This is a genomic window from Phycicoccus sp. (genome assembly GCF_035325325.1).
Taxonomy (GTDB): Bacteria; Actinomycetota; Actinomycetes; order Actinomycetales; family Dermatophilaceae; genus Phycicoccus.
In genome coordinates, this window is record NZ_DAOLAC010000006.1 from 45,810 (window position 1) to 72,712 (window position 26,903).

The 26,903-nt window shown below is 72.8% G+C and carries 18 protein-coding genes; 12 read left to right on the top strand and 6 right to left on the bottom strand.

Annotated elements, in window-relative coordinates; translation table 11 throughout:
* Positions 1–62: 62 nt before the first annotated feature.
* From PKA89_RS06240 to PKA89_RS06250, 3 genes are read left to right on the top strand one after another with little or no spacing between them, the layout of a single operon-like run.
* Positions 63–1,484: an aminotransferase class III-fold pyridoxal phosphate-dependent enzyme gene (locus PKA89_RS06240; RefSeq protein WP_324417665.1), complete on the top strand. Its 1,422-nt coding sequence runs from the start codon at positions 63–65 to the stop codon at positions 1,482–1,484.
* A 44-nt stretch (positions 1,485–1,528) separates the two neighbouring features.
* Positions 1,529–3,667, top strand: coding sequence for a glycogen debranching protein GlgX (glgX, locus tag PKA89_RS06245; protein ID WP_324417667.1), 2,139 nt, complete (start codon positions 1,529–1,531; stop codon positions 3,665–3,667).
* A 50-nt stretch (positions 3,668–3,717) separates the two neighbouring features.
* Positions 3,718–4,608: a phytanoyl-CoA dioxygenase family protein gene (locus tag PKA89_RS06250; RefSeq protein ID WP_324417669.1), complete on the top strand. Its 891-nt coding sequence runs from the start codon at positions 3,718–3,720 to the stop codon at positions 4,606–4,608.
* Between the two features lie 10 nt (positions 4,609–4,618).
* Here PKA89_RS06250 and PKA89_RS06255 read toward each other — a convergent pair whose 3' ends face one another.
* Positions 4,619–5,164, bottom strand: a complete 546-nt coding sequence (locus tag PKA89_RS06255) for a hypothetical protein (protein ID WP_324417671.1) — start codon at positions 5,162–5,164, stop codon at positions 4,619–4,621.
* A gap of 77 nt (positions 5,165–5,241) precedes the next feature.
* Between PKA89_RS06255 and PKA89_RS06260 the strand changes: the two genes are divergently transcribed.
* The 6 genes from PKA89_RS06260 (at position 5,242) to glgB (ending at position 16,731) form a co-directional block, all read left to right on the top strand.
* The gene (locus PKA89_RS06260) at positions 5,242–6,537 is read left to right on the top strand and encodes an alpha-hydroxy-acid oxidizing protein (protein WP_324417673.1); all 1,296 of its coding nucleotides are present in this window, start codon (positions 5,242–5,244) and stop codon (positions 6,535–6,537) included.
* Between the two features lie 130 nt (positions 6,538–6,667).
* Positions 6,668–9,208, top strand: a complete 2,541-nt coding sequence (locus PKA89_RS06265; RefSeq protein ID WP_324417675.1) for a glycogen/starch/alpha-glucan phosphorylase — start codon at positions 6,668–6,670, stop codon at positions 9,206–9,208.
* A gap of 66 nt (positions 9,209–9,274) precedes the next feature.
* Entirely contained in the window at positions 9,275–11,302 is a 2,028-nt protein-coding gene (locus PKA89_RS06270; protein WP_324417677.1) for an alpha-1,4-glucan--maltose-1-phosphate maltosyltransferase, read from the top strand.
* A 14-nt stretch (positions 11,303–11,316) separates the two neighbouring features.
* Positions 11,317–13,053, top strand: a complete 1,737-nt coding sequence (treS, locus tag PKA89_RS06275; RefSeq protein ID WP_324417806.1) for a maltose alpha-D-glucosyltransferase — start codon at positions 11,317–11,319, stop codon at positions 13,051–13,053.
* Complete coding sequence (locus PKA89_RS06280; RefSeq protein WP_324417679.1) at positions 13,046–14,509, top strand: aminoglycoside phosphotransferase; 1,464 nt, start codon at positions 13,046–13,048, stop codon at positions 14,507–14,509. The genes treS and PKA89_RS06280 overlap by 8 nt, the downstream gene beginning before the upstream one ends.
* Positions 14,506–16,731 carry a 1,4-alpha-glucan branching protein GlgB gene (glgB, locus tag PKA89_RS06285; RefSeq protein WP_324417681.1) on the top strand — a complete coding sequence of 742 codons (2,226 nt, stop codon included), beginning with the start codon at positions 14,506–14,508 and terminating at the stop codon, positions 16,729–16,731. The genes PKA89_RS06280 and glgB overlap by 4 nt, the downstream gene beginning before the upstream one ends.
* Before the next feature lie 27 nt (positions 16,732–16,758).
* On the opposite strand, the gene PKA89_RS06290 is transcribed toward glgB, so the two are convergent.
* Positions 16,759–18,135, bottom strand: a complete 1,377-nt coding sequence (locus PKA89_RS06290; protein WP_324417683.1) for an FAD-dependent oxidoreductase — start codon at positions 18,133–18,135, stop codon at positions 16,759–16,761.
* A 186-nt stretch (positions 18,136–18,321) separates the two neighbouring features.
* Between PKA89_RS06290 and PKA89_RS06295 the strand changes: the two genes are divergently transcribed.
* A complete protein-coding gene (locus PKA89_RS06295) occupies positions 18,322–19,449 on the top strand; it encodes a helix-turn-helix transcriptional regulator (protein WP_324417685.1) in 1,128 nt (375 codons plus the stop codon).
* Between the two features lie 71 nt (positions 19,450–19,520).
* Here the strand turns inward: PKA89_RS06295 and PKA89_RS06300 are convergent, their stop codons facing one another.
* From PKA89_RS06300 to PKA89_RS06310, 3 genes are read right to left on the bottom strand one after another with little or no spacing between them, the layout of a single operon-like run.
* Positions 19,521–20,060 carry a DsrE/DsrF/DrsH-like family protein gene (locus PKA89_RS06300; RefSeq protein ID WP_324417687.1) on the bottom strand — a complete coding sequence of 180 codons (540 nt, stop codon included), beginning with the start codon at positions 20,058–20,060 and terminating at the stop codon, positions 19,521–19,523.
* Position 20,061: 1 nt separating this feature from the next.
* A complete protein-coding gene (locus PKA89_RS06305) occupies positions 20,062–20,376 on the bottom strand; it encodes a TusE/DsrC/DsvC family sulfur relay protein (protein ID WP_324417689.1) in 315 nt (104 codons plus the stop codon).
* Positions 20,377–20,401: 25 nt separating this feature from the next.
* Positions 20,402–21,646, bottom strand: a complete 1,245-nt coding sequence (locus tag PKA89_RS06310) for an FAD/NAD(P)-binding oxidoreductase (RefSeq protein WP_324417691.1) — start codon at positions 21,644–21,646, stop codon at positions 20,402–20,404.
* A 116-nt stretch (positions 21,647–21,762) separates the two neighbouring features.
* Here PKA89_RS06310 and pgm point away from each other — a divergent pair, with 116 nt between their 5' ends.
* Both pgm and PKA89_RS06320 read left to right on the top strand, forming a co-directional pair.
* Complete coding sequence (pgm, locus tag PKA89_RS06315) at positions 21,763–23,427, top strand: phosphoglucomutase (alpha-D-glucose-1,6-bisphosphate-dependent) (protein WP_324417692.1); 1,665 nt, start codon at positions 21,763–21,765, stop codon at positions 23,425–23,427.
* Positions 23,428–23,503: 76 nt separating this feature from the next.
* Entirely contained in the window at positions 23,504–25,855 is a 2,352-nt protein-coding gene (locus PKA89_RS06320) for a heavy metal translocating P-type ATPase (protein ID WP_324417695.1), read from the top strand.
* Here the strand turns inward: PKA89_RS06320 and PKA89_RS06325 are convergent.
* Positions 25,792–26,838: a GGDEF domain-containing protein gene (locus PKA89_RS06325; protein ID WP_324417696.1), complete on the bottom strand. Its 1,047-nt coding sequence runs from the start codon at positions 26,836–26,838 to the stop codon at positions 25,792–25,794. The genes PKA89_RS06320 and PKA89_RS06325 overlap by 64 nt on opposite strands.
* Positions 26,839–26,903 lie beyond the last annotated feature (65 nt).

Here is a 26,903-nt window from a genome sequence, read left to right on the forward strand (position 1 = left end):
CGGGATGCCGCATACCAGACCCCCTACCGCCACGGATTCCACAAGCCCAGGAGACAGTGACGATGTCCGCGACCGAGACCACCGCCCGCCCCTACCCCGCGCACGACCCGGCCACCTACCGCCGTCTTCCCGCGAGCAGCCGCCCGGTCGACCCGGCGCGCGTCGAGTCGCTGCTCGCGGCCGAGTGGGAGCGCTTCACCGGTAGCACCCCGGCCTCCGGCGAGCACAACGAGCGCGCGGCCCGCACCCTGCCGCTCGGGGTCACCTCCTCGTTCCAGCATTGGGACCCCTACCCGGTCTCGGTGCAGTCCGCCCGCGGCGCGTGGCTCACCGACGTCGACGGCCGACGGATGCTCGACCTGTCGATGGGCTTCGGCGCGATGCTCGTCGGCCACCTCAACCCCGTGGTCGTCGAGCACGTCCAGCGCGCGCTCACCGAGACCGGGACCCTCTTCGTCACCCCCTCGCCGCAGGCCACCGAGATGAGCGAGCGGTTCTGCGCCCGCTTCGGCCTCGACATGATCCGCTTCACGAACTCCGGCACCGAGTCGCTGATGTACGCCATCCGCGCCGCGCGTGCGTACACCGGCCGCAAGGCCGTCGTGAAGATCGAGGGCGGCTACCACGGCGGCTACGACGCCCTCCAGGTCTCGGTCAAGCCCGAGCTCGCGAACATCGGCCCGGCCGACGCGCCGGTGCCCGAGGTGCCGTTCGACGTCGAGGCGGGCACCGTCCACGTCGTCCCCTACAACGACCTCGACCGGCTGCGCGCGGTCCTCGCCGAGCACGGCCGCGAGGTCGCCGTCATGGTCGTCGAGCCGGTCGTCGAGAACCTCTCGATCGTCGTGCCCGACGCCGGCTACCTCGCCGGCGTGCGGCAGCTGTGCGACGAGCACGGCGTCGTCCTCCTCTTCGACGAGGTGAAGACCGGCCTCACCGCCGGGTACGCCGGCGCCGCCCAGCGCCTCGGGGTCAAGCCCGACCTCATCACCCTCGCCAAGTCGATCGGCGGCGGCCTGCCGCTCGCCGCGTTCGGTGGCACGCGCGAGGTGATGGAGGTCGTCGTCGACGGGCGGATGGCCCACTTCGGCACCTACAACGGCAACCCGCTGGTCATGGCCGCGGCGAAGGCGGTCGACGAGATCAGCACCGCCGAGGCGCTCGCCGACACCGAGGCCGTCAACGTCCGTGCCCTGTCGGCCATCGACGACGTCATCGACGCGTACGAGCTGCCCGCCCACACGGTCGGGCTGGGCGTCAAGGGCTGCGTCACGTGGTCGACGGCGCCGGTGCGCACGTACCGCGACTACAAGGCGACGGACTTCGCGATGGCCGAGCTGTCGTGGCTGTGGGGCGTCAACCGCAACATCCTCACCCCGCCCGGGCTCGACGAGCAGTGGCTCGTCTCGCTCGCCCACACCGACGAGGACATGGGGCTGCTCGTCGAGCACGTGACCGACCTCGCGAAGGCCCTGCGGGCCTGAGACACCCGCCCTCGCGCCGCGCCGCCCACGGCTAGGGTGCGGCCATGCCGACGCGTCCCGCCCCGCCCGGGCCGACGACCCGCGACCTGCCGCCCCCGCCCGGGGTGACGCTCGTCCCCGGCGGCGCGGACGTGGCGGTCTACGCCGGGCACGCGGACGGCGTCGACGTCTGCCTCTTCGAGGCCGGCGACGGCGAGGGTGCGAGCGAGCGCCGCGTGCCGCTGCGCGAGCGCGCCCACGGATGGTGGTTCGGGTTCGTCCCGGGGATGGGTCCGGGGACGCGGTACGGCCTGCGCGTCGACGGCCCGTGGGACCCCGACCACGGCCTGCACCACAACCCGACCAAGCTCCTGCTCGACCCGTACGCGGGCGCGGTCGAGGGGGACGTGACGTGGGGGCCGGAGGTGTACGGCCACCACGTCGACGCGACGTGGCACGGCGACCTCGAGCGGCGCTCGGCCCTCGACAGCCGCGGCCACGTCCCGCGGTGCGTCGTCGTCGACCACGCCTTCGACTGGGGCGAGGACCGCGCCCCCGGCCGCTCGCGCAGCGAGACCGTCCTGTACGAGGTGCACGTCCGCAACCAGACGATGCTCCACCCGGGCGTCCCGGAGGCCCTGCGGGGCACCTACGCCGGCCTGGCGCACCCGGCGTCGGTCGAGCACCTCCTCTCGCTCGGCGTCACCGCCGTCGAGCTGCTGCCGGTCCACGCGTTCACCCACGAGCCGCACCTCGTCCGGCGCGGGCTGACCAACCACTGGGGTTACAACACCCTCGGCTTCCTCGCGCCGCACGCGCCGTACGCCGCCGCGGCGGACCCGCAGGGCGTCGTCGACGAGGTCAAGGGCATGGTCAAGCTGCTCCACGCGGCCGGGCTCGAGGTGGTCCTCGACGTCGTCTTCAACCACACCGCCGAGCAGGGCCGCACCGGCGCGACGCTGTCGTGGCGCGGCCTGGACCAGCGCGCCTACTACCGGCTCGACGAGCGCGGCCGCGACATCGACGTCACCGGGTGCGGCAACACCCTCGACCTGCGCCACCCCGTCGTCTGCCGGATGGTCCTCGACAGCCTGCGGCACTGGGTGCAGGAGTACCACGTCGACGGTTTCCGGTTCGACCTCGCGGTGGCCCTCGGCCGGGGCCGCGGCGACGACTTCGACCCCGACCACCCCTTCCTCGTCGCCCTGCGCACCGACCCCGTCCTCTCGCGGGTGATGCTCGTCGCCGAGCCGTGGGACCTCGGGATGCACGGGTGGCGCACCGGGCAGTTCCCGCCGCCGTTCCTCGAGTGGAACGACCGCTTCCGTGACACGGCCCGCCGGTTCTGGGTCGGTGACGCCCGCGCCCAGGCCCACGGCCTGCGCGGCCACGACGCCCGCGAGCTGGCCACCCGGCTCACCGGCTCGCGCGACCTCTTCGGGGCCCGCGACCGCGGCCCGACCGCGTCGGTCAACTTCGTCACCGCCCACGACGGCTTCACCCTCGCCGACCTCGTCGCCCACGACCACAAGCACAACGACGCCAACGGCGAGGGCAACCACGACGGGTCGGACGGCAACGGCTCCTGGAACCACGGCACGGAGGGCCCGACCGACGACCCCGAGGTGCTCGAGGCGCGTCGGCGGGCGATGCGGGGGCTGCTCGGCACGTTGTTCCTCTCCCAGGGCGTCCCGATGCTCACCGCCGGCGACGAGCTGGGTCGCACGCAGCACGGGAACAACAACCCCTACTGCCAGGACAACGAGCTGTCGTGGGTCGACTGGTCCCTCGCGCCGTGGCAGGAGGACCTGCTCGCGACGACCCGGCACCTCACCGCCCTGCGCCGCACGATGCCCGTGCTGCGCCAGCGCACCTGGCTCACCGGCCGCGAGGTCGACGACGACGGCACGCTCGACGTCGCGTGGTTCGCCGCCGACGGAGCACCGATGGGCGACCGCTGGCACGACGGCGGCGTCCGGGTGCTCCAGATGGCCCTCGCCGCGCCGGCCGACGACCAGGCCGGGGCGCTCCTCGTCGTCAACGGTGCGGCGCACCCGGTCGAGGTGACGCTGCCGACCACCGGCGGGTACCGGCTGGTGTGGGACAGCGCGTGGGAGCGGCCCCCCGCGGACGGCGAGCCGGTCGACGGCGGAGCGGTCGTGCCGGCGATGACCTTGCGTCTCTACGCCAGCGGCCCGTCCTAGACTGACCGCAGCCACCGCATCCCGCCCACGAGACCGAGGAGCACCCGAGCATGACCGCGACCGCGCCCGCGCCGACCGGCTTCGAGCCGATCGACCCCGCCATCCGCGAGCAGTACGACCGCGACGGCTTCGTCGTCATCAAGAACGCCCTCCCCGAGGAGGACCGCGCGTACTTCGAGGACGCGGTCGACCGCATCTACGCCGAGGAGGAGGCCGCCGGCGAGCTGCGCCCGGACCGCTCCATCCACGTCATGGGGTGGCTGCACAAGGACCCGCGCTTCCCCGAGCTGCTCACCTGGCCCACGACCTTCCCCTACATCTGGGGGACCATGGGCTGGAACATCTACACGCACCACAACCACATCGACGTCAACCCGCCGAAGGACGAGCCGCCCTTCTGGAACTGGCACCAGGACGGCTACCGGCAGAACTCCGACATCGACATGGACGTGCGCCCGATGTTCATGACGAAGATCTGCTACGCGCTGACCGACCTCTCCGAGCCGGGCTACGGCAACACCAAGGTCATCCCGGGCAGCCACAAGAACAACACGCTCGCCGGCCGCCCCGAGAAGCCGGGCGACCCCATCATCGAGCCCGAGGGGGCCACCGAGGTGTGCCTCGAGCCGGGTGACGCGTTCATCTTCGACCGGCGCATCTGGCACAGCCGCTCGATGAACAAGAGCGAGCGCATCCGGAAGCTGATGTTCATCGGTTACACCTACCGCTGGATCCGCCCGCTCGACGAGGCGGTCGCCGACCAGGACTCCGAGTGGTTCAAGGGCCTGAGCCCCCTGCACCAGCAGCTGCTCGGCTACGGCCCCGACCACGCGTCGTTCTGGGGCATCAAGCAGAGCGGCTGGATCGACGACGAGATCCCGCTGCGCGCCGAGCTCAAGGAGCGCGGCCTGCTCGACCGCACGATCCCCTACCTGCGCTGAGCGGTCCCGCTCAGGCGGGCCTCAGCTCGCCCGAGCGGGCCACCCGCTGGAGCAGGACGACGACGAGCACGCCGACGACCGCCTCGGCCAGCCGGGCGAGCAGCCAGAGCAGGCTGACCGGCACCGCGAGCGCCGAGGCCGAGGTGACGAGGTAGACGGCCGGGTCGGTGAGGACGAGGAGGACGCCGAGCGCGGCGGCCGCCGGGCGCAGCCGGGCGGCCCAGCGCCGCGCGGCCTCGTCGTCCGAGTGCTCGAGGACGCCGGAGGCCAGGGCCCACAGCGCGACGGCGAAGGCGGCCGCCTGGACGACGAGCGCCGCGACGAGCAGGGGCCGGCTCACGGCGAGCAGCGGGGTCCCGGTGACCAGCGCCGCCGGCACCCCGACCATCGCCGCCGAGCGAGCGAGGACGAACGGGCGGCCCACCCGCTCGGCACCGGTGAGCGCGACGACGAGCCACGCGAAGCCGACGACGTCGGGCAGGACGTCCCAGAGGCCGACCCGCAGGTCGAGGACGACGAGGAGCAGGCCCCACGGGGCCCAGGCGAATCGCTGCACACCGGCACCCTAGGGCCGCGGGAGCCGGTCGCCACCGGAGGTACCGCCGGACGGTCGCATCCGGTAGACAGGCGGTCGTGGTCGCTCCAGGCATCGGTCGCCTCGCCCAGTCCGCCGTCTACCGGGCCGGTTCGTTCGGGCGGCGCCCCGCCGTCCCGACCGACGGCACCCGCCTCGAGGAGGCCGCCGAGCGGGTGATGTCGCGCCGCGGCTTCGCCTACGTCGCGGGGTCCGCCGGCGGCGAGGCCACCGCGCGCGCCAACCGGGCGGCCTTCGAGCGGTGGCGGGTGCTGCCGAGGATGCTCGTCGACACCGCCGAGCGCGACCTGTCGGTCGAGCTGTTCGGCCGGCGCCACCCGAGCCCGCTGCTCGTCTCCCCCATCGGCGTCCTCTCCGCGGCCCACCCCGACGCCGACCTCGCCGTCGCCCGGGCCGCCCGGGGGCAGGGCGTCACCCCGGTGCTCTCCACCCAGGCCTCGGTGCCGATGGAGACGGTGGCCGCCGAGCTCGGCGGCCACGGGTTCTGGTACCAGCTGTACTGGAGCAACGACGACGACCTCGCGGCCTCGCTCGTCCGGCGCGCCGAGGCGTGCGGCGCCGAGGTCCTCGTCGTCACCCTCGACACCGGATACCTCGGCTGGCGCCCACGCGACCTTGACCTCGGCCACCTGCCGTTCGCCCGCGGCGAGGGCATCGCGCAGTACACCTCCGACCCGGTCTTCCGCCGGCTCGTCGCCGAGCGGGTCGCGGCCGCCGCTGACGGACCCGAGGAGCCGCAGCCGCGGCCGACCCCCGCGGCCGTCCGCACCCTGCTCGCGATGAGCCGCAACCACCCCGGCACCACGCGCGAGAACCTCACCTCGCCGGTGCCCCGGGCGGCCGTCGAGACCTTCCTCGAGGTGTTCTCGCGGCCCTCGCTCACCTGGGCCGACCTGCCGCGGCTGCGCGAGCTGACCTCGCTGCCCGTCGTCCTCAAGGGCGTGCTCGACCCGGACGACGCCGCGCGGGCCCTCGACGCCGGCGTCGACGGCCTCTGGGTCTCGAACCACGGTGGGCGGCAGGTGGACCGGTCGGTCGGCGCCCTCGACGCGCTGCCCGGTGTCGTCGAGGCGGTGCGCTCCCGCGGCTCGGCGATGCCGGTCGTCCTCGACTCCGGCGTCCGCTCCGGCGCCGACGCGTTCGTCGCCCTCGCCCTCGGGGCCACGGCGGTCGGCATCGGGCGCCCGCACGTCTACGGACTGGCCCTGGCCGGCGAGGAGGGTGTGGCCGAGGTGCTGCGCAACGTCGCCGCCGAGCTCGACCTGACGATGGCCCTCACCGGCTGCCCGACGCTCGCCGAGGTCACCAGCGACCGGCTGGTCGCCGCCCCGTGAGCCCCACGCGTCACGGCACGCCGCTCATCCACCGAACTGTGCAAGCGTTTCCGCACCGGGTCGCTACCCTGTGTCAGCGCGCCACCGTCGCCGCGCCCGAACCACCACCGTGCCCCGAAGGACCGCACCGATGACCGACACCGTGCCCTCCCCCTCCGTCGTGTCCGACGAGTCGCCGTCGACCGACGTGCGACGGATCGGTCCGGCGTTCCGGACCAGCCACCCGCTGGCCTCCGGCCCCGTCGTCCAGCCGCCGAACACGGTCGACGGCTTCGTCGAGACCTTCCTCGGCGAGCTGAACTACGGCCAGGGCACGCTGCTGTCCCAGTCCACGGTCAACGACCAGTACCTCGCCCTGGCCCGCACGGTGCGGCGCTACCTCATGGCGGACTGGCTCGAGACCGGCGCCCGCCGCCGCCAGGCGCAGCAGAAGACCGTCGGCTACCTGTCGGCGGAGTACCTCCTCGGCCGCCAGCTCGGCAACAACCTCCTCGCGACCAACCTCCAGGACATCGCCGAGGAGGCGATGCACCGCTGCGGCATCGACATCGCCACCCTGCGCGCCCAGGAGGTCGAGCCGGGCCTCGGCAACGGTGGCCTCGGCCGGCTCGCCGCCTGCTTCGTGGACTCGCTCGCGACGATGGACGTGCCGACCATCGGCTACGGCATCCGCTACGAGTACGGCATCTTCCGGCAGACCTTCGAGGAGGACCGCCAGGTCGAGGTGCCCGACTCGTGGCTCTCGCTCGGCAGCCCGTGGGAGTTCCCGCACCCGGAGCGCCAGGTGCTCGTGAGCTTCGGAGGCCACACCGAGACGACCACCGACGCCCAGGGTCGCGAGCGCACCCGGTGGCTGCCCGACTGGCAGGTGCTCGGGATGCCCTACCACTACATGGTCCCGGGCTTCCGCAACGGCGTGGTCAACACGCTGCGGCTGTGGAGCGCCCGCGCCACCCAGGCCTTCGACCTGCAGATCTTCAACTCCGGCGACTACGCGCAGGCGGTCCGCGCCCAGACCTTCGCCGAGAACATCTCGAAGGTCCTCTACCCGGAGGACTCGACGCCGCAGGGCAAGGAGCTGCGCCTCCAGCAGCAGTACTTCTTCGTCGCCTGCTCGCTCCACGACTTCATCGACAACACGCTGCCCGCCGACTACGACCTCCGGCGCCTGCACGAGCGGATCATCTTCCAGCTCAACGACACCCACCCCGTGATCGCCATCCCCGAGCTGATGCGGATCCTCGTCGACCGCAAGGGCTTCGCGTGGGACGAGGCGTGGGAGATCACCCGGAAGTGCTTCGCCTACACCTGCCACACGCTGCTGCCGGAGGCGCTCGAGGTGTGGCCGGTCGAGCTGCTCGGCCGCCTCCTCCCCCGCCACCTCGAGATCATCTACCGGATCAACGAGGAGTTCCTCGAGGAGGTCCGCGAGGCCTTTCCCGGTGACGAGATGCGGGTGCGCCGGATGTCGATCATCGGCGAGCACCCCCAGCGCTCGGTGCGGATGGCCTACCTCGCGACGGTCGCCGGGGCGAAGGTCAACGGCGTCGCCGAGCTGCACAGCCAGCTGCTGCGCGACAAGGTGCTCCCCGACTTCAGCCAACTGTGGCCTGAGAAGTTCACCAACGTCACGAACGGCGTCACCCCGCGGCGCTTCGTCCGGCTCGCCAACCGCCGGCTCTCCGAGCTGCTCACGGACACCCTCGGCGAGGGCTGGGTCACCGACCTCGACCGCCTCCGCGAGCTCGAGCCGTACGCCGAGGACGCGAGCTTCCGCGCCGAGTTCCGCCGGGTCAAGCAGGCGAACAAGCAGCGGCTGCACGACCTGCTCCGGGTGCGCGACGGCCTCGAGCTGCCGCACGACACGATGCTCGACGTCATGGTCAAGCGGCTGCACGAGTACAAGCGCCAGACCCTCAAGCTGCTGCACATCGTCTCGCTCTACGACGACGTGGTCTCCGGTCGCGTCCCGGTCGAGCAGGTGACGCCACGCACCTTCATCTTCGGCGCGAAGGCGGCCCCGGGCTACCACATGGCCAAGGAGATCATCTTCCTCATCAACGCCGTGGCGGACGTCGTCAACACCGACCCCGCGGTCGCCGGCCGGCTCTCGGTCGCGTTCCCGGCGAACTACAACGTCACCCTCGCGGAGAAGCTCATCCCGGCCGCCGACCTCTCCGAGCAGATCTCGCTCGCGGGCAAGGAGGCCTCGGGCACCGGCAACATGAAGTTCGCCCTCAACGGTGCCCTGACCATCGGCACGGACGACGGCGCCAACGTCGAGATCCGGCGGCTCGTCGGCGACGACAACTTCTTCCTCTTCGGGATGACCGAGCCCGAGGTCGAGCGGCTCCGGCCCGGGTACTCGCCCTCGATGTACTACGAGGAGAACCCGCGCCTGCGCAGCACGATCGACCTCCTCGCGAGCGGACGGTTCACCGACGGCGACCGCCAGGCCGTCGCCCCGGTCATCGACAACCTGCTGCACGAGGACGCCTTCATGGCCCTCGCGGACTTCCAGTCCTACCTCGACGCGCAGGCCCGGGTGGACGCCGCGTACGCCGACGAGGACGGCTGGTCGCGTGCTGCCATCCTCAACGTCGCGCGCTCCGGCTTCTTCTCCTCCGACCGCTCGATGCGCGACTACCTCGAGCGCATCTGGCACGCCTGACCGGACCGCGGACCGGCGGGTCCCGCACCTCACGCCACCCACGCGCGTCCGTGTAGGTTCGGTGGGGTGAGTGATGCCCTCCGCACCGCCCCGCCCCAGGTCCCGATCGGTCGCATCCCGGTCCAGGACGTCAGACCGTGCGTCGACCACGGAGCCCGCCCGGCGAAGGCCGTCGTCGGCGAGGAGATCGAGGTCGTGGCCACCGTCTTCCGCGAGGGCCACGACGCGGTCAACGCCACGCTCGTCCTCACCGACCCCGACGGCGTCGAGCGGCAGCTGCCGATGACGTGCACCAACCCGGGGCTCGACACCTGGGTCGCCCGAGTCTCCGCCGACCGCACGGGCTGGTGGTCCTACCGGGTCGAGGGGTGGTCGGACCCCTACGGCACGTGGGAGCACGACGCGACGATCAAGGTCGCGGCGGACGTCGACACCGAGCTGATGCTCGAGGAGGGCGCGCTCGTCCTCGAACGGGCCCTGGACGAGGTCGACCGGACCGCCGCCCAGGAGCAGGTGCTCGTCGACGCCGTGCGGACCCTGCGCGACGCGTCCCGCCCGCCCACGATCCGCCTCAGGGCCGGCACCGACGCGGCGGTCGAGGCCGAGCTCGGCGCCCGGCCGCTGCGCGAGAAGGTCTCGCCGTCGGCCGAGCACGCCCTGCTCGTCGAGCGCGAGCGGGCGCTCTACGGCGCCTGGTACGAGCTCTTCCCGCGCAGCGAGGGCGCGCGGTACGACGAGAAGGAGCACCGCTGGGTCACGGGGACCCTCCGCACCGCCGCCGAGCGCCTCCCCGCCATCGCCGACATGGGCTTCGACGTCGTCTACCTCACCCCGGTGCACCCCATCGGGCAGGCCGCGAAGAAGGGCCCGAACAACACCCTCGACGCGCGGCCCGAGGACCCCGGCAGCCCCTACGCCATCGGCTCCCCCGACGGCGGCCACGACGCCATCCACCCCGACCTCGGCGACTTCGACGACTTCGACGCCTTCGTCGCGCGGGCCGCGGATCTCGGCCTCGAGGTGGCGATGGACCTCGCCCTCCAGTGCTCCCCGGACCACCCGTGGGTCGCCGAGCACCCGGAGTGGTTCACGACCCGGGCCGACGGCACGATCGCCTACGCCGAGAACCCGCCGAAGAAGTACCAGGACATCTACCCGCTGAACTTCGACAACGACCCCGAGGGCATCTACCGGGAGGTCCGCCGGGTGGTCCAGGTCTGGATCGACCACGGGGTCGAGATCTTCCGGGTCGACAACCCCCACACCAAGCCGGTCGAGTTCTGGCAGTGGCTCATCGCCGACGTCGCCGAGGACCACCCGGACGTCATCTGGCTCGCCGAGGCGTTCACGAAGCCGGCGATGATGCACACCCTGGCCAAGGTCGGCTTCCAGCAGAGCTACACGTACTACGCGTGGCGCAACACGGCCGGCGAGCTGCGCGAGTACCTCGCGGAGCTGTCCGGCGACGCCGCCGCGTACATGCGTCCGTCGTTCTGGCCGACGACCCACGACATCCTCACGCCTTACATGCAGTTCGGCGGCCCGGCGGCGTGGAAGGTCCGCAGCGCCCTGGCCGCCACGCTGGTCCCGACCTACGGCATCTACGCCGGGTACGAGCTGATGGAGCACGTGGCCCGCCCGGGCGCCGAGGAGCAGATCGACAACGAGAAGTACGAGCTCAAGGACCGCCGCTGGGCCGACTACGAGCCCGGCGGCACCAAGGAGGGGCAGTCGCTCGCCGGCTGGCTGACCATGCTCAACACGGTCCGCCGCGAACACCCCGCGCTGCACCGGTTGCGCAACATCCGGTTCCACCACGTCGACGACGAGAACTTCCTCGCCTTCTCCAAGCGGCGCACGCTGGCGGACGGCACCGAGGACGTCGTCCTCGTCGTGGCCAACCTCGACCCCCACTCGACCCGGGCGAGCACGCTGCGGCTCGACCTGCCGGCCCTCGGCTTCGAGCCCGGCGACTCGCTCGAGGCCCACGACCACGTCACCGACCAGACCTGGACCTGGCAGCGCGACGTCTACGTGCGCCTCGGGCCCGAGGTCGAACCGTGCCACGTCGTGTCCCTGAGGAGGCCGTGGTGAGCGTCATCCCCGGGATGGGCCACAGCACCCCCGGGCTGGGGATGAACCAGCCCGGACTGCGCCACGACCCCGAGTGGTTCCGGACGGCCGTGTTCTACGAGGTCCTCGTGCGGGCCTTCGGCGACTCGACCGGCTCCGGCGAGGGCGACTTCGCCGGCATCATGAACCGGCTCGACTACCTCCAGTGGCTCGGCATCGACTGCCTGTGGCTGCCGCCGTTCTACGCCAGCCCGCTGCGCGACGGCGGCTACGACATCTCCGACTACACCCAGGTGCTGCCCGAGTTCGGCACGCTCCCGGAGTTCAAGGAGCTGATCAACCAGGCGCACGCCCGGGGCATCCGGATCGTCACCGACCTCGTGATGAACCACACGAGCGACCAGCACCCGTGGTTCCAGGCCTCGCGCAGCGACCCGGAGGGGCCGTACGGCGACTTCTACGTGTGGTCGGACACCGACGACAAGTACACCGACGCGCGGATCATCTTCATCGACACCGAGACCTCCAACTGGACCTTCGACCCGATCCGGCGGCAGTTCTTCTGGCACCGCTTCTTCAGCCACCAGCCGGACCTCAACTTCGAGAACGAGGCGGTGCACGACGCGATCTTCGACGTCGTGCGCTTCTGGATGGACATGGGGATCGACGGCTTCCGGCTCGACGCCGTCCCCTACCTCTACGAGGAGGAGGGGCACAACTGCGAGAACCACCCGAAGACGCACGGGTTCCTCGCGAAGCTGCGCGCCATGGTCGACACCGAGTACCCGGGACGCATCCTGCTCGCCGAGGCCAACCAGCCGCCGAGCGACGTCGTCGACTACTTCGGCACCGAGGAGGAGCCGGAGTGCCAGATGTGCTTCCACTTCCCGGTCATGCCGATGCTCTACTACGCGCTGCGCGAGGAGAAGGCGGCCCCGATCATCGACGTCCTCGCCGACACGCCGTCGATCCCGAGCGGCACGCAGTGGGGCACCTTCCTGCGCAACCACGACGAGCTGACCCTCGAGATGGTCACGCCGGAGCAGCGCGCCGCGATGTACGGCTGGTACGCCCCCGACCCCCGGATGCGGGCCAACGTCGGCATCCGGCGCCGGCTCGCGCCGTTGCTCGACAACTCCCGCCCCGAGATCGAGCTGATCCACGCGCTGCTGCTCTCGCTGCCCGGCTCGCCGTGCCTCTACTACGGCGACGAGATCGGGATGGGCGACAACATCTGGCTGCAGGACCGCGACGCGGTCCGCACCCCGATGCAGTGGACCCCGGACCGCAACGCCGGCTTCTCCACGGCGGCCGACCCCGGCAAGCTCTACCTGCCGGTCGTCCAGTCGCTGGTGCACCACTACAACCACGTCAACGTCGAGGCGCAGATGGCCTCCGGCTCGTCGCTGCTGCACTGGGTCCGCGGGATGCTGGCGGTCCGGCGCGAGCACCCCGTCTTCGGCGTGGGCGACTTCACGGTCTGCGACTCCACCCACGACCGCGTCCTCGCCTACGTGCGGGTCGACCGGCGCGACCGCGACGCCGAGGACCGCTCGGCCCGAGCGGTCCTCTGCGTCAACAACCTCTCCTCGCGCCCGCAGGCCTCGACGGTCACGCTGCCCGACGAGCTCGCCGGCTGGGAGACCCGGGACCTGTTCGGCGGCACCGGGTTCCCCGACGTCGGGGCCGACGGCACCCTCACCCTCACCCTCGGCTCGCGCGACTTCTTCTGGCTCGCCCTCGACCCTCCCCCCGGGAGCGACCGTGGCTGAGATCCACACCGACGCGACCCTCACCCCGACCAAGCGCGAGCTCGTCGAGGAGTGGATGGGCGCCCAGCGCTGGTACGCCGCGAAGGGTCGGCGCCCCCGGGTGCGGCGCCTGGCGTCGTGGCGGCTCGACGACCCGGCCGGCGAGGTGGGGATCGAGACGATGATCGTCGCCGACGAGTCCGGGGACGAGCCGGTCGTCTACCAGGTGCCGCTCACCTACCGGGGCGAGCCGTTGGCCTCGGCCGACCACGCCCTCGTCGGCACGACGGAGCACTCGGTGCTCGGCCGTCGGTGGGTCTACGACGCGCCGCACGACCCCGTGTACGCCACCCAGCTCCTCGAGCTCGTCCAGGGCCGGGTGCCGGCCGCGTCGTCCTCGGAGTCCGACGCCGTCGACGAGTCGGTCACCGGTGTGCCGCAGGCCAGCTGGAGCCGGGCCGTGCGAGTCCGCTCGGCCCGCGTCCTCGCCGGCGAGCAGTCGAACACCTCCGTCATCCTCGACACCGACGACGAGTCCGGCCACCACGTGCCCCTCATCGTCAAGGTCTTCCGGATGCTCTCGCCGGGCGAGAACCCCGACGTCGTCCTCCAGGGGGCGCTCGTCGACGCCGGCTCCCGGCGCGTGCCGGCCGTCGTCGGCGCCGTCACCGGCCGGTGGCCGCACCCGGGCCCGGAGGGCGACCGCCCCGCCTCCGGCCACCTCGCCTTCGTCCAGGAGTTCCTGCCCGGCGTCGAGGACGCGTGGCGGGTCGCCCTGCGCGCGGCCGAGGACGGCACCGACTTCACCGGCCCGTCCCGCGAGCTCGGGGTCGCCACGGCCGAGGTCCACCGCACCCTCGCCGGCGTGCTCGGCACCGAGCCGACCTCCCCCGCCCAGGTCGAGGGCATCCTCGCGAGCATGCGCTCCCGCTTCGACGCCGCGGTCGCCGCCGTGCCGGCGCTCGAGTCGACGCGGGGAGCCGTCGCCTCGGTCCTCGACGCGGCCGCCGCCGCACCGTGGCCAGACCTCCAGCGCATCCACGGCGACTACCACCTCGGGCAGGTCCTCCGCTCCCCCGAGCGCGGCTGGGTGCTCCTCGACTTCGAGGGCGAGCCGCTGCGACCGCTCGCCGAGCGCTCGCTGCCCGACCAGTGGGTGCGCGACGTCGCCGGGATGCTGCGCAGCTTCGACTACGTCGGCGGCACGCTCGAGCGGGTGGTCGGCCAGTCCGCGCGCGACTGGGTGCTCGCCGCCCAGCAGTCCTTCCTCGACGGCTACGCGGCCGAGGCCGGCGAGGACCCGCGCGACCGCGCCGCCGTCCTCGCGGCCTTCGAGCTCGACAAGGCGCTGTACGAGGTCGTCTACGAGGCCCGCAACCGCCCCGACTGGCTCGGGGTCCCGCTCGACGCCGTGACCCGCCTCACCGCCCGCTTCTCCCCCGCCGGACCGTCCGCACCCGAAGGAGACCTCTCGTGAGCCCCTCCCCCAGCCCCGAGGTCGGAGGCGCCATCACCGCCCTCGTCCAGGGCCGCCACCAGCAGCCGCACGACCTCCTCGGGCAGCACCTCGAGCCGGGCGGTCTGCGCATCCGCGCCCTCAAGCCGATGGCCGAGTCGGTGCGGGTGCGGTTCGAGGACGGCGAGGAGCTCACCCTCGACCACGAGGCCGAGGGCGTGTGGAGCGCGGTGCGGGAGGGCGCCACGGCGACGATGGACTACCGGCTGCTCGTCGCGTGGGGTGACGGCATCGAGCACGAGCAGGACGACCCCTACCGCTTCGCCCCGACCCTCGGCGAGGTCGACCTCCACCTCGTCGGCGAGGGCCGGCACGAGCAGCTGTGGACCGTCCTCGGCGCCCGGGTGCACGAGTACGGCGGCCCGATGGGCACCGTGCGCGGCACCTCGTTCGCGGTCTGGGCCCCGCGGGCCAAGGCGGTGCGGGTCGTCGGCGACTTCAACTCCTGGGACGGCCGGGTCCACCCGATGCGGATGATCGGCAGCAGCGGGGTCTGGGAGCTGTTCGTCCCCGGTGTCGGTCCGGGCGACGTCTACAAGTACGAGATCCGCGGCGCCGACGACGTCGTGCGCACCAAGGCCGACCCGATGGCCCGGCGCACCGAGTGCCCGCCCCGCACCGGCTCGGTCGTCGACGACAGCACGCACGCGTGGGGTGACACCGCGTGGATGGAGCAGCGGGCCGCGCGCGACCCGCACACCGGCCCGATGAGCGTCTACGAGGTGCACCTCGGCTCGTGGCGGCAGGGGATGACCTACCGCGAGCTCGCCGAGCACCTCGTCAACTACGTCAGCGACCTCGGCTTCACGCACGTCGAGCTCCTCCCGGTGATGGAGCACCCCTACGGCCCCTCGTGGGGCTACCAGGTGACCGGCTACTACGCCCCGACCGCGCGCTTCGGGACCCCTGACGACTTCAAGTACCTCGTCGACACCCTCCACCAGGCCGGCATCGGGGTCATCCTCGACTGGGTGCCCGGGCACTTCCCGCGCGACGAGTGGGCGCTGGCCCGCTTCGACGGCCTCGCCCTCTACGAGCACCCGGACCCCCGACGCGGCGACCAGCCCGACTGGGGCACGCACGTCTTCGACTTCGGCCGGCTCGAGGTGCGCAACTTCCTCGTCGCCAACGCGGTGTACTGGCTCGAGGAGTTCCACGTCGACGGCCTGCGGGTCGACGCCGTCGCCTCGATGCTCTACCTCGACTACTCGCGCCGGGACGGCGAGTGGATCCCGAACGTGCACGGCGGCCGCGAGCACCTCGAGGCCATCGGGCTGCTCCAGGAGGCCAACGCCACCGCGTACAAGCGGGTGCCGGGGGTCGTGACGATCGCCGAGGAGTCGACCTCGTGGCCGGGCGTCACGAAGCCCACGTCCGCCGGCGGCCTCGGGTTCGGTCTCAAGTGGAACATGGGCTGGATGAACGACACGCTCCGCTACCTCCACGAGGTGCCGGTGCACCGGCAGTACCACCACAACCTGCTGACCTTCTCGCTCATGTACGCCTTCAGCGAGAACTTCGTCCTGCCGATCAGCCACGACGAGGTGGTCCACGGCAAGGGCTCGCTGCTGACCAAGATCCCCGGCGAGCGGCCCGAGCAGCTCGCGACGCTGCGGGCCTTCCTCGCCTACATGTGGAGCCACCCCGGCAAGCAGCTGCTCTTCATGGGCTGCGAGTTCGCCCAGCCGCAGGAGTGGGCCGACGGCCGCTCGCTCGAGTGGTGGCTGCTCGACCACGCGGCGCACTTCCGGGTGCACAACCTCGTCAAGCAGCTCAACACCCTCTACCGCGAGCACCCCGCCCTGTGGTCGCTCGACGCCGAGCCGGCGGGCTTCCGCTGGCTCGACGCCGACGACAACACCGGCAACCTGCTGTCCTACCTGCGCCACGAGCGGGCCGACGGCACCGGCGACGTCGTCGCGACCGTCGTCAACTACAGCGGTGAGGACAAGGAGTGGGTCCGCCTCGGCGTCCCCCGCTCGGGGCAGTGGGAGGTCGTCCTCGACACCAGCGGCTACGACGAGGCCGGGTCGCCGAGCCAGGCCGGCAGCGTGCTCGAGGCCGAGGCGGCACCGTGGAACGACCAGCCGTTCTCGGTCACCGTCCGGGTCGCCCGCCTCTCGACGCTGTACCTCGCCCCCGTGCCCGGCACCGAGCGGGCCACGCCCGCGCTGGAGATCTGAGGGGCGCGGCCCGCCACGCGTCGCGGTTCAGAGGGAGTGCGCGGGCTGCAGCACCCGGTCGGGGTCGACCCGGTCGCGCACGGCGAGCAGCCGCGCCAGGACGTCGGCCGCGTGGACGCGGCTCGCCTCGACCCGGTTCTCCGCGAACGTCGGGGCCAGCCCCGGAACCGTCCACGGGGCCATGGCCCGCACGACGGCGAACGCGGCGGCCCGGCCGGCGACGACCGCCCCCGGCTCGGGAGCGACCGCGACGGCGAGCATCGCGTACTCCCCCGACAGCCGGGACAGCGCGCCGCCACCCTCGGGCTCGCGGGCGAAGGCACCACCGAGGTGGCGCAGCTCGGCGAACATGAGCCCCGAGCGCGTCCCCGGCCCGACCTGCCCGAGGAACGCCGCGTCCGCCGCGTCGTCGAGCGGCCCGAGCAGCGCGTGGTCACCGACCGCCGGGACCGGGGTCGGCGGGTCCATGTGCACGGCCAGCAGACCCGCGGACGGCATCCGGCCCATCGTGTCGACCTCGGGCTCCAGCGCCCGCAGCGGGGCCAGCAGGGCCGCCGCCCGCTCGTCGTCCTCGAGGAGGGCGCCGTCGACGACCACGACGTCCCGCCCGGACAGGAACGGGGGAAGCTCCGGCAGCGGCGGGAAGCTCATGACCCGCAACGAGGTCGTCACCGACTCCGGCAGCCCGGTGGTCCACTCCCGCCAGGCCCGCAGCACCTCGGGGGCACGGTCCCGGCCCCAGAGGAGCATGCCGGCGACGACGTCGGGATAGGGCAGCAGGTCGATCTCGACGGCGACGACGACACCGACCGAGCCGCCACCGCCGCGCACGGCCCAGAACAGCTCCGCGTCGTCGGCGTCGACCCGCCGCAGCGTGCCGTCGGGGAGCACCACGTCGAGGGCACGGACGGCGTTGACGCCCAGCCCGTGGCGTCGGCCGTAGAACGACAGACCGCCCCCGAGGAGGTAGCCGATGACGCCGACGTCGGGTGCGCTGCCGTGGGCCGCGGTCAGCCCGTGGGGTGCGGCCGCCTCGAGGACCGCGTCCCACGTCGTGCCGCCCAGGACGCGGGCGGTCCGCGACACCGGGTCGACGGTGACCCCGGTGAGGGCCGACGTGCGCAGCAGCACCGCGCCGGTGAGGCCCTGCTCGCCGAGCGGCCCCGCACCGTGGCCGGTCGCCTGGGGCGCGACGCGCAGTCCGGCGGCCGCGGCGGCACGCACCACGTCGACGACCTCCTCGACGGTGCGCGGCAGCGCGACGACGTCCGGTCGCTGGTCGACGGCGAGGTTCCACGGCATCCGCACGCGGTCGTATCCGGGGTCGCCGGGGTGGTGCACCTCGCATCCGGTGCGGAGGGTGAGCGGTGCGGTGGTCGCCGCGCCGGCTGGGGTGGTGCTCATCGGGTGTCCTCTCGACGGTCTCGGGGCACCGGGCGGTCGCCACGGTGGCCGGCGTCGAGACTGCTCGTCCCGGCCCACCCGCCACCATCCCCGCGGCGAGGGGAGTGTCCGGCCGCCCGTCAGGGGGTGGCCACACCCCACGGAACTGGGATGTACAGCGCGCCGGTCCGGTCCCATACTCGGATCGTGGCCAGGGGACTGACGGCGACGCGGGTGCGCCAGGACGTCGACATCGTCGCGCGCGCGGGCCTCGACCTCGACGCCTTCTTCGGCGAGGCGGTCGAGTCGATCCGCCGCGCGGTGCCCTGGGACGCCGCGTGCGTCGCGACCCACGACCCCGGCACCTCGTTGCTCACCAGCGCCCGCAAGTACGGACACCTGGCCGAGGTCGACAGCCACGACCTGGAGTTCGGCGTCGTCGAGTACGGCACCGTGGAGCCGAGCGCGTTCACCGAGCTCTCCCGCGCCGCGGTCCCGGCCGCCGGGGTCCACGTGATGACCCACGGCGAGGTCGAGCGCTCGCACCGGATGGCCAGCTTCATGCAGCCGCACTTCGGCTTCGGTGACGAGGCCCGGCTCATCTTCCGCGACGACCGCAACGCCTGGGGCGCCCTGGCGCTGTTCCGGGGCCCGGACGACCCGCCGTTCGCCGAGGACGAGATCGACTTCCTCGCCTCGCTCTCGGGCACCTTCGCCCACGGCGTGCGCACCGGCCTGCTCGCCGGGCTCGGGGACCCCACGCTCGCGCCGACCTCGCGCGGCCCGGCCGTCGCGGTCGTCGACGCCGCCGGTGAGCTCGTGCGGATGACCCCGGGGACCGAGGACCGCCTCGAGGACCTGCGCGGCGGAGCCGCCGGTGGGGACCCGGTCACGCCCCTCTACGCGCTCGTCGGTGCCGCCCGCCGGTACGCCCGCGGGGAGGTGCCGAACCCTCCGCGCAGCCGCATCCGCGGGGCGAGCGGCATGTGGCTCGTCCTCCACGCGGCCCCGCTGGTCGGGCGTGACGGTCACGTCGGGGAGGTGGCGGTGACCATCGAGGAGGCGCGCCCGCCCGAGATCGTCGGCCTCGTCGTCGCCGCCTTCGGCCTCACCCCGCGCGAGCGCGACGTCACCCAGCTGGTCCTCCAGGGCGAGGACACCCGGGCCATCGCGAGCACGCTGCACCTGTCCGCCTGGACCGTCCAGGACCACCTGAAGTCGGTCTTCGACAAGGCCGGGGTGCGCACCCGCCAGCAGCTCGTCTCGCGGGTGTACTTCGACCAGTACGTCCCGCGGATGGGCGAGGCCATCGCCCCCGCCGGCTGGTTCGCCTGACGTCCGCCCCTCGGCGGACGCGCGACGACCCGGCGGGGACCGGTCTCCGCCGGGTCGCGCGCGCAGCGGCCTCAGATGAACAGCAGCTGCGCGCCGTCGGTGAGCTCGATGAAGTCACTCGCCGAGATGATGCCCTCGACGCCCTCGTAGAGGTCCTCCTCGGTCACGTGGTTCATGTCCGCGGACATCCGGCAGGCCCACATGTGCACGCCGGACCCGGAGAGCAGCTCGAGGAACTCGGGCACGTCGGGCACGTCGAGGTCGGCGATCTGCTTCTTCATCATCTTCGTGGCCGCAGCCGTCGCGCCGGGCAGGGCACCGAGCATGTGGTGGATCCCCATGCCGCTGTGGCCCGGCGGGTGCATCGCGGTGTTGCCGACGAAGCTGAACTTCAGGTCCGCCATCGTCGCCTTCGTGATGATGTCGAAGCCCCAGAAGGTGAAGAACATGTGCGTCTCGACGCCCTCGCCGACGGCGGCGTTGGCGAGGATGAGGCCCGGGTAGGCCATGTCGAGGTTGCCCTTGGAGCAGATGATCGCGAGCTTGCGGCCGGTGCCGGCGTCGTCGTCGAACGACGGGACGACGACCGGCGCGGTGTCGGTGGCGGTCATGTCAGACACATCCCTTCGGCTTGGGCAGGCCGGAGACGTAGGCCATCTTCTTGGCCGGCTTGCCGGGGAAGAGGGTGAAGAGGGTCTTGACCGGGGTGCCCGTCTGGGTCGAGACCCGGCGCAGCGTCGCGGTCTCGCCCTGGGCGGCGTAGTCCTCGCGGAGGAAGCGGATGAGCTTCCAGTGCTCCTCGCCGAGCTGCAGCCCGATGAGCTGCGCCAGCTCGGGGGCGAGGTCCTCGGTCCACTCCTCGGGCTTCGTGAGGAAGCCCTCCTCGTTGACCTCGACCTCGTGGCCGGCGATCGTCGTGGTGGTCATCGTGTTCGTTCCTTTCCGGGAGTGCTCAGGCGGGGTTCTTGCCGGCCATCGACATCTCGGCCGGGAGGCCGAGCGGGCGACCGGGCAGCAGCGCGTTCCAGTAGATGTGCCGGAACGCGAGCTTGCCGAGGTGGTTGGCGCGGGACTCGCCGAGGAGCTTCATCGGCCCGACCTTGGGGATCGGGAAGGTGCCGGTGAGCGGCTCGGTGTCGTAGTTGAAGTCGAGCAGCAGGGCCTTGCCGTGCCCGGACTCGACGAAGCAGTTGGCGTGCCCGTCGAAGCGGTGGGTCATCGGCCGTCCGGCGACGTGCTCGAGGAAGTTCTCGACGAAGACGTCGACCGAGAAGTGCGCGACCGAGCCGGCCTTGCTCGTCGGGATGTTGCTCGCGTCGCCGAGGGCGAACACGTCGTCGTACCCGGTGGCGAGGAAGGTGTGCTTGTCGACCGGGACGTAGTTCAGCTCGTCACCGAGGCCGGAGGCCGCGACGAAGTCTGCGCCCATGTTGAGCGGGATGGTCACCAGCTGGTCGTAGGCGACCTCGCGCTCGTCGAAGGAGACGAGGACCTTCCGCTCCTGGTCGATCCGCTCGATCATGAAGTCGGGCTCGACGGTGATGCCCTTCTCCTCGAGCAGCCCGCCGAGGGTGCGGCTGGCGACCGGCTTGGTGAACGCCCCGTCGAGCGGGGTGACGAAGACGAGCTCGGTCCGCTCGCGCAGCCCGCGCCGCCGCAGCCAGTCGTCGGCGAGGAAGGTGAACTCCAGCGGCGCGACGGGGCACTTGATCGGGAGCTCGGTGATGTGCACGACGAGCCGGCCGCCGGTGAAGGTGTCGAGCTGGTCGTGGAGCGCGAGCGCGCCCTCGTAGGTGTAGAACTCGCCGACCTCCTTGTGCCACTGCGGCCCCAGCGTCCCCTCGGTCTGGTCGGGGCGCGGCGACGTGCCCGTCGCGATGACGAGCTGGTCGTAGCGCAGGATGCGGCCGCCGGCGATCCGGACCTCGTGGGCCGCGGTGTCGACCCGCTCGATCTCGCCCATGACGACGTCGATCCCGCCGTGGATGAACGGTCGCTTGGTCTTGCGGATCTGCTCCGGGGTGTTCAGCCCGAACGGGATGAAGAGGTAGCCCGGCTGGTAGTCGTGCACGTCGTCCTTGTCGACGACGGTGATCGACCACTCCTCGCGCGGGAGTCGCCTGCGCAGCTTGTTGACGATCATCGTCCCGGCTGTTCCGGCGCCGAGGACCACCAGCTTCTTCGTCGTGCGTTCCATGCCTCATTACTACTCCTCGTAGTAGTCCTTCCGCTACCCCGTGGGGTATGTCCGGGTGTGATCTCCGAGACACCGCTGCCGTCCGCGCGGGCGGTGGTTCTGCGAGGATCGGCCCCATGAGCTCCTCGCGTGCCGGCCAGCCCGCCCAGCCCTCCGACCTCGTCGACGTCGCGGCCCTCGTCACGGCGTACTACACGCGCGAGCCGGACCCCGAGGACGTCGACCAGCAGGTCGTCTTCGGCACCTCGGGACACCGTGGGTCGAGCCTGCGCACGTCGTTCAACGAGGCGCACATCCTCGCCACGACGCAGGCGATCTGCGACTACCGCCGCGAGCAGGGCTACGACGGGCCGCTGTTCGTCGGCCGCGACACGCACGGCCTCTCGGAGCCGGCCTGGTCCTCGGCCCTCGAGGTCCTCGCCGCCAACGACGTCACCGTCCTCGTCGACGCCGCCGACCGCTACACCCCGACACCCGCCGTGTCGCACGCGATCCTCGTCGCGAACCGGGGCAAGGTCTCGGGCGTCTCCGACCTGCCGGCCGGCCGGGGCCTCGCCGACGGCATCGTCGTCACGCCGTCGCACAACCCGCCGAGCGACGGTGGCTTCAAGTACAACCCGCCGCACGGCGGGCCGGCCGACTCGGACGCGACGAAGGTCATCGCCGCCGCCGCCAACGCGTACCTACGCGCCGGCCTCGACGGGGTGCGCCGCGTGCCCTTCGCCCGGGCCCGGGCCGCCGCCCAGTCCTACGACTTCCTCGGCACCTACGTCGACGACCTCCCCAGCGTCCTCGACCTCGACGCGGTCCGCGAGGCCGGGGTGCGCATCGGCGCCGACCCCCTCGGAGGCGCCGCCGTCGACTACTGGGGCGCCATCGCCGAACGCCACCACCTCGACCTCACCGTGGTCAACCCGCTCGTCGACCCGACGTGGCGGTTCATGACCCTCGACTGGGACGGCAAGATCCGGATGGACTGCTCGTCGCCCTCGGCGATGGCCTCGCTCATCGCACGCCGTGACGAGTACGACGTCGCCACCGGCAACGACGCGGACTCCGACCGGCACGGCATCGTCACCCCCGACGCCGGCCTCATGAACCCGAACCACTACCTCGCGGTGGCCATCCAGTACCTCTACGGCGGAGCGCGGCCGGACTGGCGGGCGGACGGGTTCGTCGGCAAGACCCTCGTCTCGAGCTCGATGATCGACCGGGTCGCCGCGGACCTCGGGCGCCGGCTCGTCGAGGTCCCGGTCGGGTTCAAGTGGTTCGTCCCCGGCCTGCTCGACGGGTCCGGGCCCTTCGGCGGCGAGGAGTCGGCCGGCGCGTCGTTCCTGCGCCGCGACGGGTCGGTGTGGACGACCGACAAGGACGGCATCCTCCTCGCCCTCCTGGCCTCGGAGATCATCGCCCGGACCGGTCGCACGCCGTCCGAGCTGTACGCCGACCTCACCGCCCGGCACGGCGCGCCGGCCTACGCCCGCATCGACGCACCCGCCGACCGCGAGCAGAAGGCCAAGCTGGCCGCCCTCTCTCCCACCGACGTCGCGGCCGAGTCGCTCGCCGGGGAGCCGATCACGGCCAAGCTCACCGAGGCGCCCGGCAACGGCGCGGCGATCGGCGGCCTCAAGGTGGTCACCGAGTCGGCGTGGTTCGCGGCCCGGCCGAGCGGCACCGAGGACGTCTACAAGATCTACGCCGAGTCCTTCCGCGGCGCCGACCACCTCGCGCAGGTGCAGGCCGAGGCCAAGGAGGTCGTCTCGGCGGCCCTCGGTGGTTGAGGGGGCCGGCCGACCGCCCGTGTGACGTTTCAGGCACCCCGGCGCCGGCGGTCGTCGGACGCTGCAAGGTGAGGGCATGACGTGGGTGCGCGACCACGTGGAGTCGCTGCTGTTCGCGTCCTCGGCGGTGATGCTGCTCGGGGGCGGTGTGGCGTGGCTGGGATCCGCGGTGGCCGTCGCCGACGTGGTCTGGGTGGCGGGAACCGGTCTCGGTCTCGTCGCGTCCGTGGCCTGGACGGTGGCCGCCGTGCGGCGACGGCAGCCGAGCGTCGACGTCATCGCCGTTCTGGCCCTCGCCGGTGCGCTGGCGGTCGGGGAGCCCTTCGCCGGGGCGATGATCACCGTGATGCTCGCGTCCGGCCGGCTCCTCGAGGCCCGGGCCGCGGCCCGGGCGCGACGCGAGCTGAGCCTGCTCGTCGAGCGCGCCCCCCGCAGCGCTCGACGCCGGATGGGCGAGGACGTCGTGGAGGTGCCGGTCGACGACGTCCGCCGCGGCGACCGGATCCTCGTCGGCACCGGGGAGGTCGTGGCCGTCGACGGCCGGCTCGTCTCGGGCGCCACCCTCGACGAGGCCGCGCTGACCGGCGAGCCACTCCCCGTCGAGCGGAGCCCGGGTGAGGACGTCCGCAGCGGCGTGGTCAACGCCGGGCCCCCGCTCGAGCTCGTGGCGACGGCCGCCGCGGCCGAGTCGACGTACGCGGGGGTGGTCCGGCTCGTGGAGGAGGCGCAGGCCTCCTCGGCGCCCTTCGTGCGCACGGCCGACCGCTTCGCGCTCCTGTTCGTGCCGCTCACCCTCGTCCTCGCGGGCGCGAGCTGGGTACTCGCCGCCGACCCGGTGCGGGCCGTCGCGGTCCTCGTCGTGGCGACCCCGTGCCCGCTCCTGCTCGCGGCCCCCATCGCGATCATCTCGGGCCTGTCGCGGACCGCGCAGGTCGGCGTCGTCGTCAAGGGGGGTGGCGCGCTCGAACGGCTCGCCGCCGGCCGCGTCGTGCTGTTCGACAAGACGGGCACCCTCACCCAGGGCCGGCCGGTCCTCGCCTCGTCCGTCACCGCGACCGCCGAGGTCGACGCCGACGAGGTGCTCCGCCTCGCGGCGTCACTGGACCAGGTCTCGCCCCACGTCCTCGCCGGCGCGATCGTCACCGAGGCAACCCGCCGCGGGCTGCCGCTGCGGGTGCCCACCGACGTCGTGGAGGAGCACGGCCGCGGGCTGCGCGGCCTCGTGGACGGGCACCGGGTCCGGGTCGGCAAGGCCGACTGGATCGTCCCCGGGACCCCGCCGGCCTGGGTGCGCCAGGTCCGCCGGCGGGCCGACCTCGACGGCTCGCTCACCGTCTTCGTCGCGGTCGACGGCGCCCCGGCCGGCGCCTTCCTCCTCGAGGACCCGATCCGCCCCGACGCGCCACGGATGGTCCGCGCGCTGCGGGAGGCAGGCATCGCCCGGGTCGTCCTCGTCACCGGGGACCGGCCCGACATCGCCACGACCGTCGGTCGGATCGTCGGGGTCGACGCGGTCCTGGCCGACCGGGACCCCGCCGAGAAGCTCACCGCCGTCGTGGCCGAGACCGCCGACACGCCGACCATCATGGTCGGCGACGGCGTCAACGACGCTCCCGCCCTGGCCGCCGCCGGGGTCGGCGTCGCGCTCGCCGCGCGTGGTGCGACCGCGTCCTCGGAGGCCGCGGACGTCGTCCTCACCGTCGACCGGCTCGACGTCCTCGCCGACGCCATGTTCATCGCCCGCCGGTCCGGGCGCATCGCCCTGCAGGCCGTCGTCGTCGGCATGGGCCTGTCGCTGCTCGCCATGGGGGGCGCGGCCGCCGGGCTCCTGGCCCCCGCCGTGGGAGCCGTCGTCCAGGAGGTCATCGACGTCCTGGCCATCGGCATCGCCCTGCGCGCCCTGCGTCCCGGGCGGGTCCACTCCGTGTCGATGAGCCCGGCCGACGTCGCCCTCGCGCGCCGGCTGAGGACCGAGCACGACGCGGTCCTGGCGGACGTCGAGCAGATCCGGACCGTCGCCGACGCCCTGTCCTCGCACGGCACCGAGCTGGCCCCGGCCCATGCCCTCCTCCACCGGCTCGAGGGTGGGCTGCTCCCCCACGAGCTGGCGGACGAGGAGTTGCTCGTGCCGCTGGTCTCCCGAGCCCTCGGCGGGGCCGACGCGACCGCGGCCATCAGCCGCACCCATGCCGAGATCGAGCACCAGGTCGGCCGGATGCGCCGGCTGCTCGCGGACCTGGACGACGACACCGTGCGGCCGGAGGACGTCGTGGAGCTGCGTCGCCTGCTCTACGGCCTGTACGCCGTCCTGCGCCTGCACAACGCCCAGGAGGAGGAGGGCGCCTTCGCCCTGGTGCCCCCCGGTCAGGAGGTGGGCGGGGTCGCCAGGACGCCCACCCGGTTGCGGCCCGACCGCTTCGCCTCGTAGAGCGCCTGGTCCGCCCGGACGTACAGGCCCTGGAGGTCCGCCGCGTCGACGGGGACGTTGGCCAGCCCGATGCTCACCGAGACCCGGATCGCCTGACCGTCGTGCAGGACGAACGTGTGGGCCCTGACGTCGGCGACGATCTGTTCCGCGCGCCGCTGGAGTGCCTCCTTCGAGCAGCCCGGCAGCAGCACCGCCATCTCGTCGCCGCCGAGCCGGCTCACGATGTCGTCGCGGCGCGCTGACCGCACGAGGTACTCGGCCAGCTGGACCAGCACCTCGTCGCCGCCGGGGTGGCCGTAGCGGTCGTTGACGGACTTGAACTCGTCGACGTCCAGCAGGATCAAGGACGTTCCCTCGGCACTGTCCGCGCCGGAGATGGCCGACCTCGCGGCCTCGTCCAGCACGCGCCGGGTCGCCAGGCCGGTGAGCGGGTCGACCGCGGCGAGCCGCTCGAGCCTCGTCACCAGCTCGTCCTGCCGTTCGCCGGAACGGACCAGGAGGACCGCGGTCGTGACGAGGGCCGCCGTGACGTAGCCGAGGTCGGCGACGGCCGCGGCGAGCGGCAGGGAGCCGAGGACCACGACACCCACTCCGACGACGGACGCCACCGTCATGACCACGGCGCCGGGGCGACGCAGCTGTGAGGCCCCGTACAGCGTGGGGAAGACGAAGAAGACCTGGGCCGCCACGGAGACGTCGGAGGTCAGCAGGTCGAGCACGACGATCGCCACGACGGACAGCAGGGGGACCACCGCCCACGCCACCAGCGCCGGGACCGGACGGTTGCGGGCCGCCCAGCACCCGAGCAGGACCACGGCGACCGCACCGAGGAGCAGGAGGAGCTCGGTCGGCGTCGGGTTCCGGGCGCCCGTCTGCACCGGGAGGAAGACGACCGTCACCAGGACCGCGACACCGGCGAGCACGACCATGCTGGAGCGCGCCGCCGACCGACTGCGCGGCTGCATCCACAGCAGGAACCGCATGTCCTGGCCTCCTCACCGACCCGTCCGACGTCGTGTTGCCCCGCACCGCCCAGCGTAGAGGTCAG

Coding starts and splice junctions, on each gene's coding strand:
- PKA89_RS06240 (WP_324417665.1), top strand. CDS start 63: ATGTCCGCGACCGAGACCACCGCCCGCCCCTACCCCGCGCACGACCCG.
- glgX (WP_324417667.1), top strand. CDS start 1,529: ATGCCGACGCGTCCCGCCCCGCCCGGGCCGACGACCCGCGACCTGCCG.
- PKA89_RS06250 (WP_324417669.1), top strand. CDS start 3,718: ATGACCGCGACCGCGCCCGCGCCGACCGGCTTCGAGCCGATCGACCCC.
- PKA89_RS06265 (WP_324417675.1), top strand. CDS start 6,668: ATGACCGACACCGTGCCCTCCCCCTCCGTCGTGTCCGACGAGTCGCCG.
- treS (WP_324417806.1), top strand. CDS start 11,317: ATGGGCCACAGCACCCCCGGGCTGGGGATGAACCAGCCCGGACTGCGC.
- PKA89_RS06290 (WP_324417683.1), bottom strand. CDS start 18,135: ATGAGCACCACCCCAGCCGGCGCGGCGACCACCGCACCGCTCACCCTC.
- PKA89_RS06300 (WP_324417687.1), bottom strand. CDS start 20,060: ATGACCGCCACCGACACCGCGCCGGTCGTCGTCCCGTCGTTCGACGAC.
- PKA89_RS06305 (WP_324417689.1), bottom strand. CDS start 20,376: ATGACCACCACGACGATCGCCGGCCACGAGGTCGAGGTCAACGAGGAG.
- PKA89_RS06310 (WP_324417691.1), bottom strand. CDS start 21,646: ATGGAACGCACGACGAAGAAGCTGGTGGTCCTCGGCGCCGGAACAGCC.
- pgm (WP_324417692.1), top strand. CDS start 21,763: ATGAGCTCCTCGCGTGCCGGCCAGCCCGCCCAGCCCTCCGACCTCGTC.
- PKA89_RS06320 (WP_324417695.1), top strand. CDS start 23,504: ATGACGTGGGTGCGCGACCACGTGGAGTCGCTGCTGTTCGCGTCCTCG.
- PKA89_RS06325 (WP_324417696.1), bottom strand. CDS start 26,838: ATGCGGTTCCTGCTGTGGATGCAGCCGCGCAGTCGGTCGGCGGCGCGC.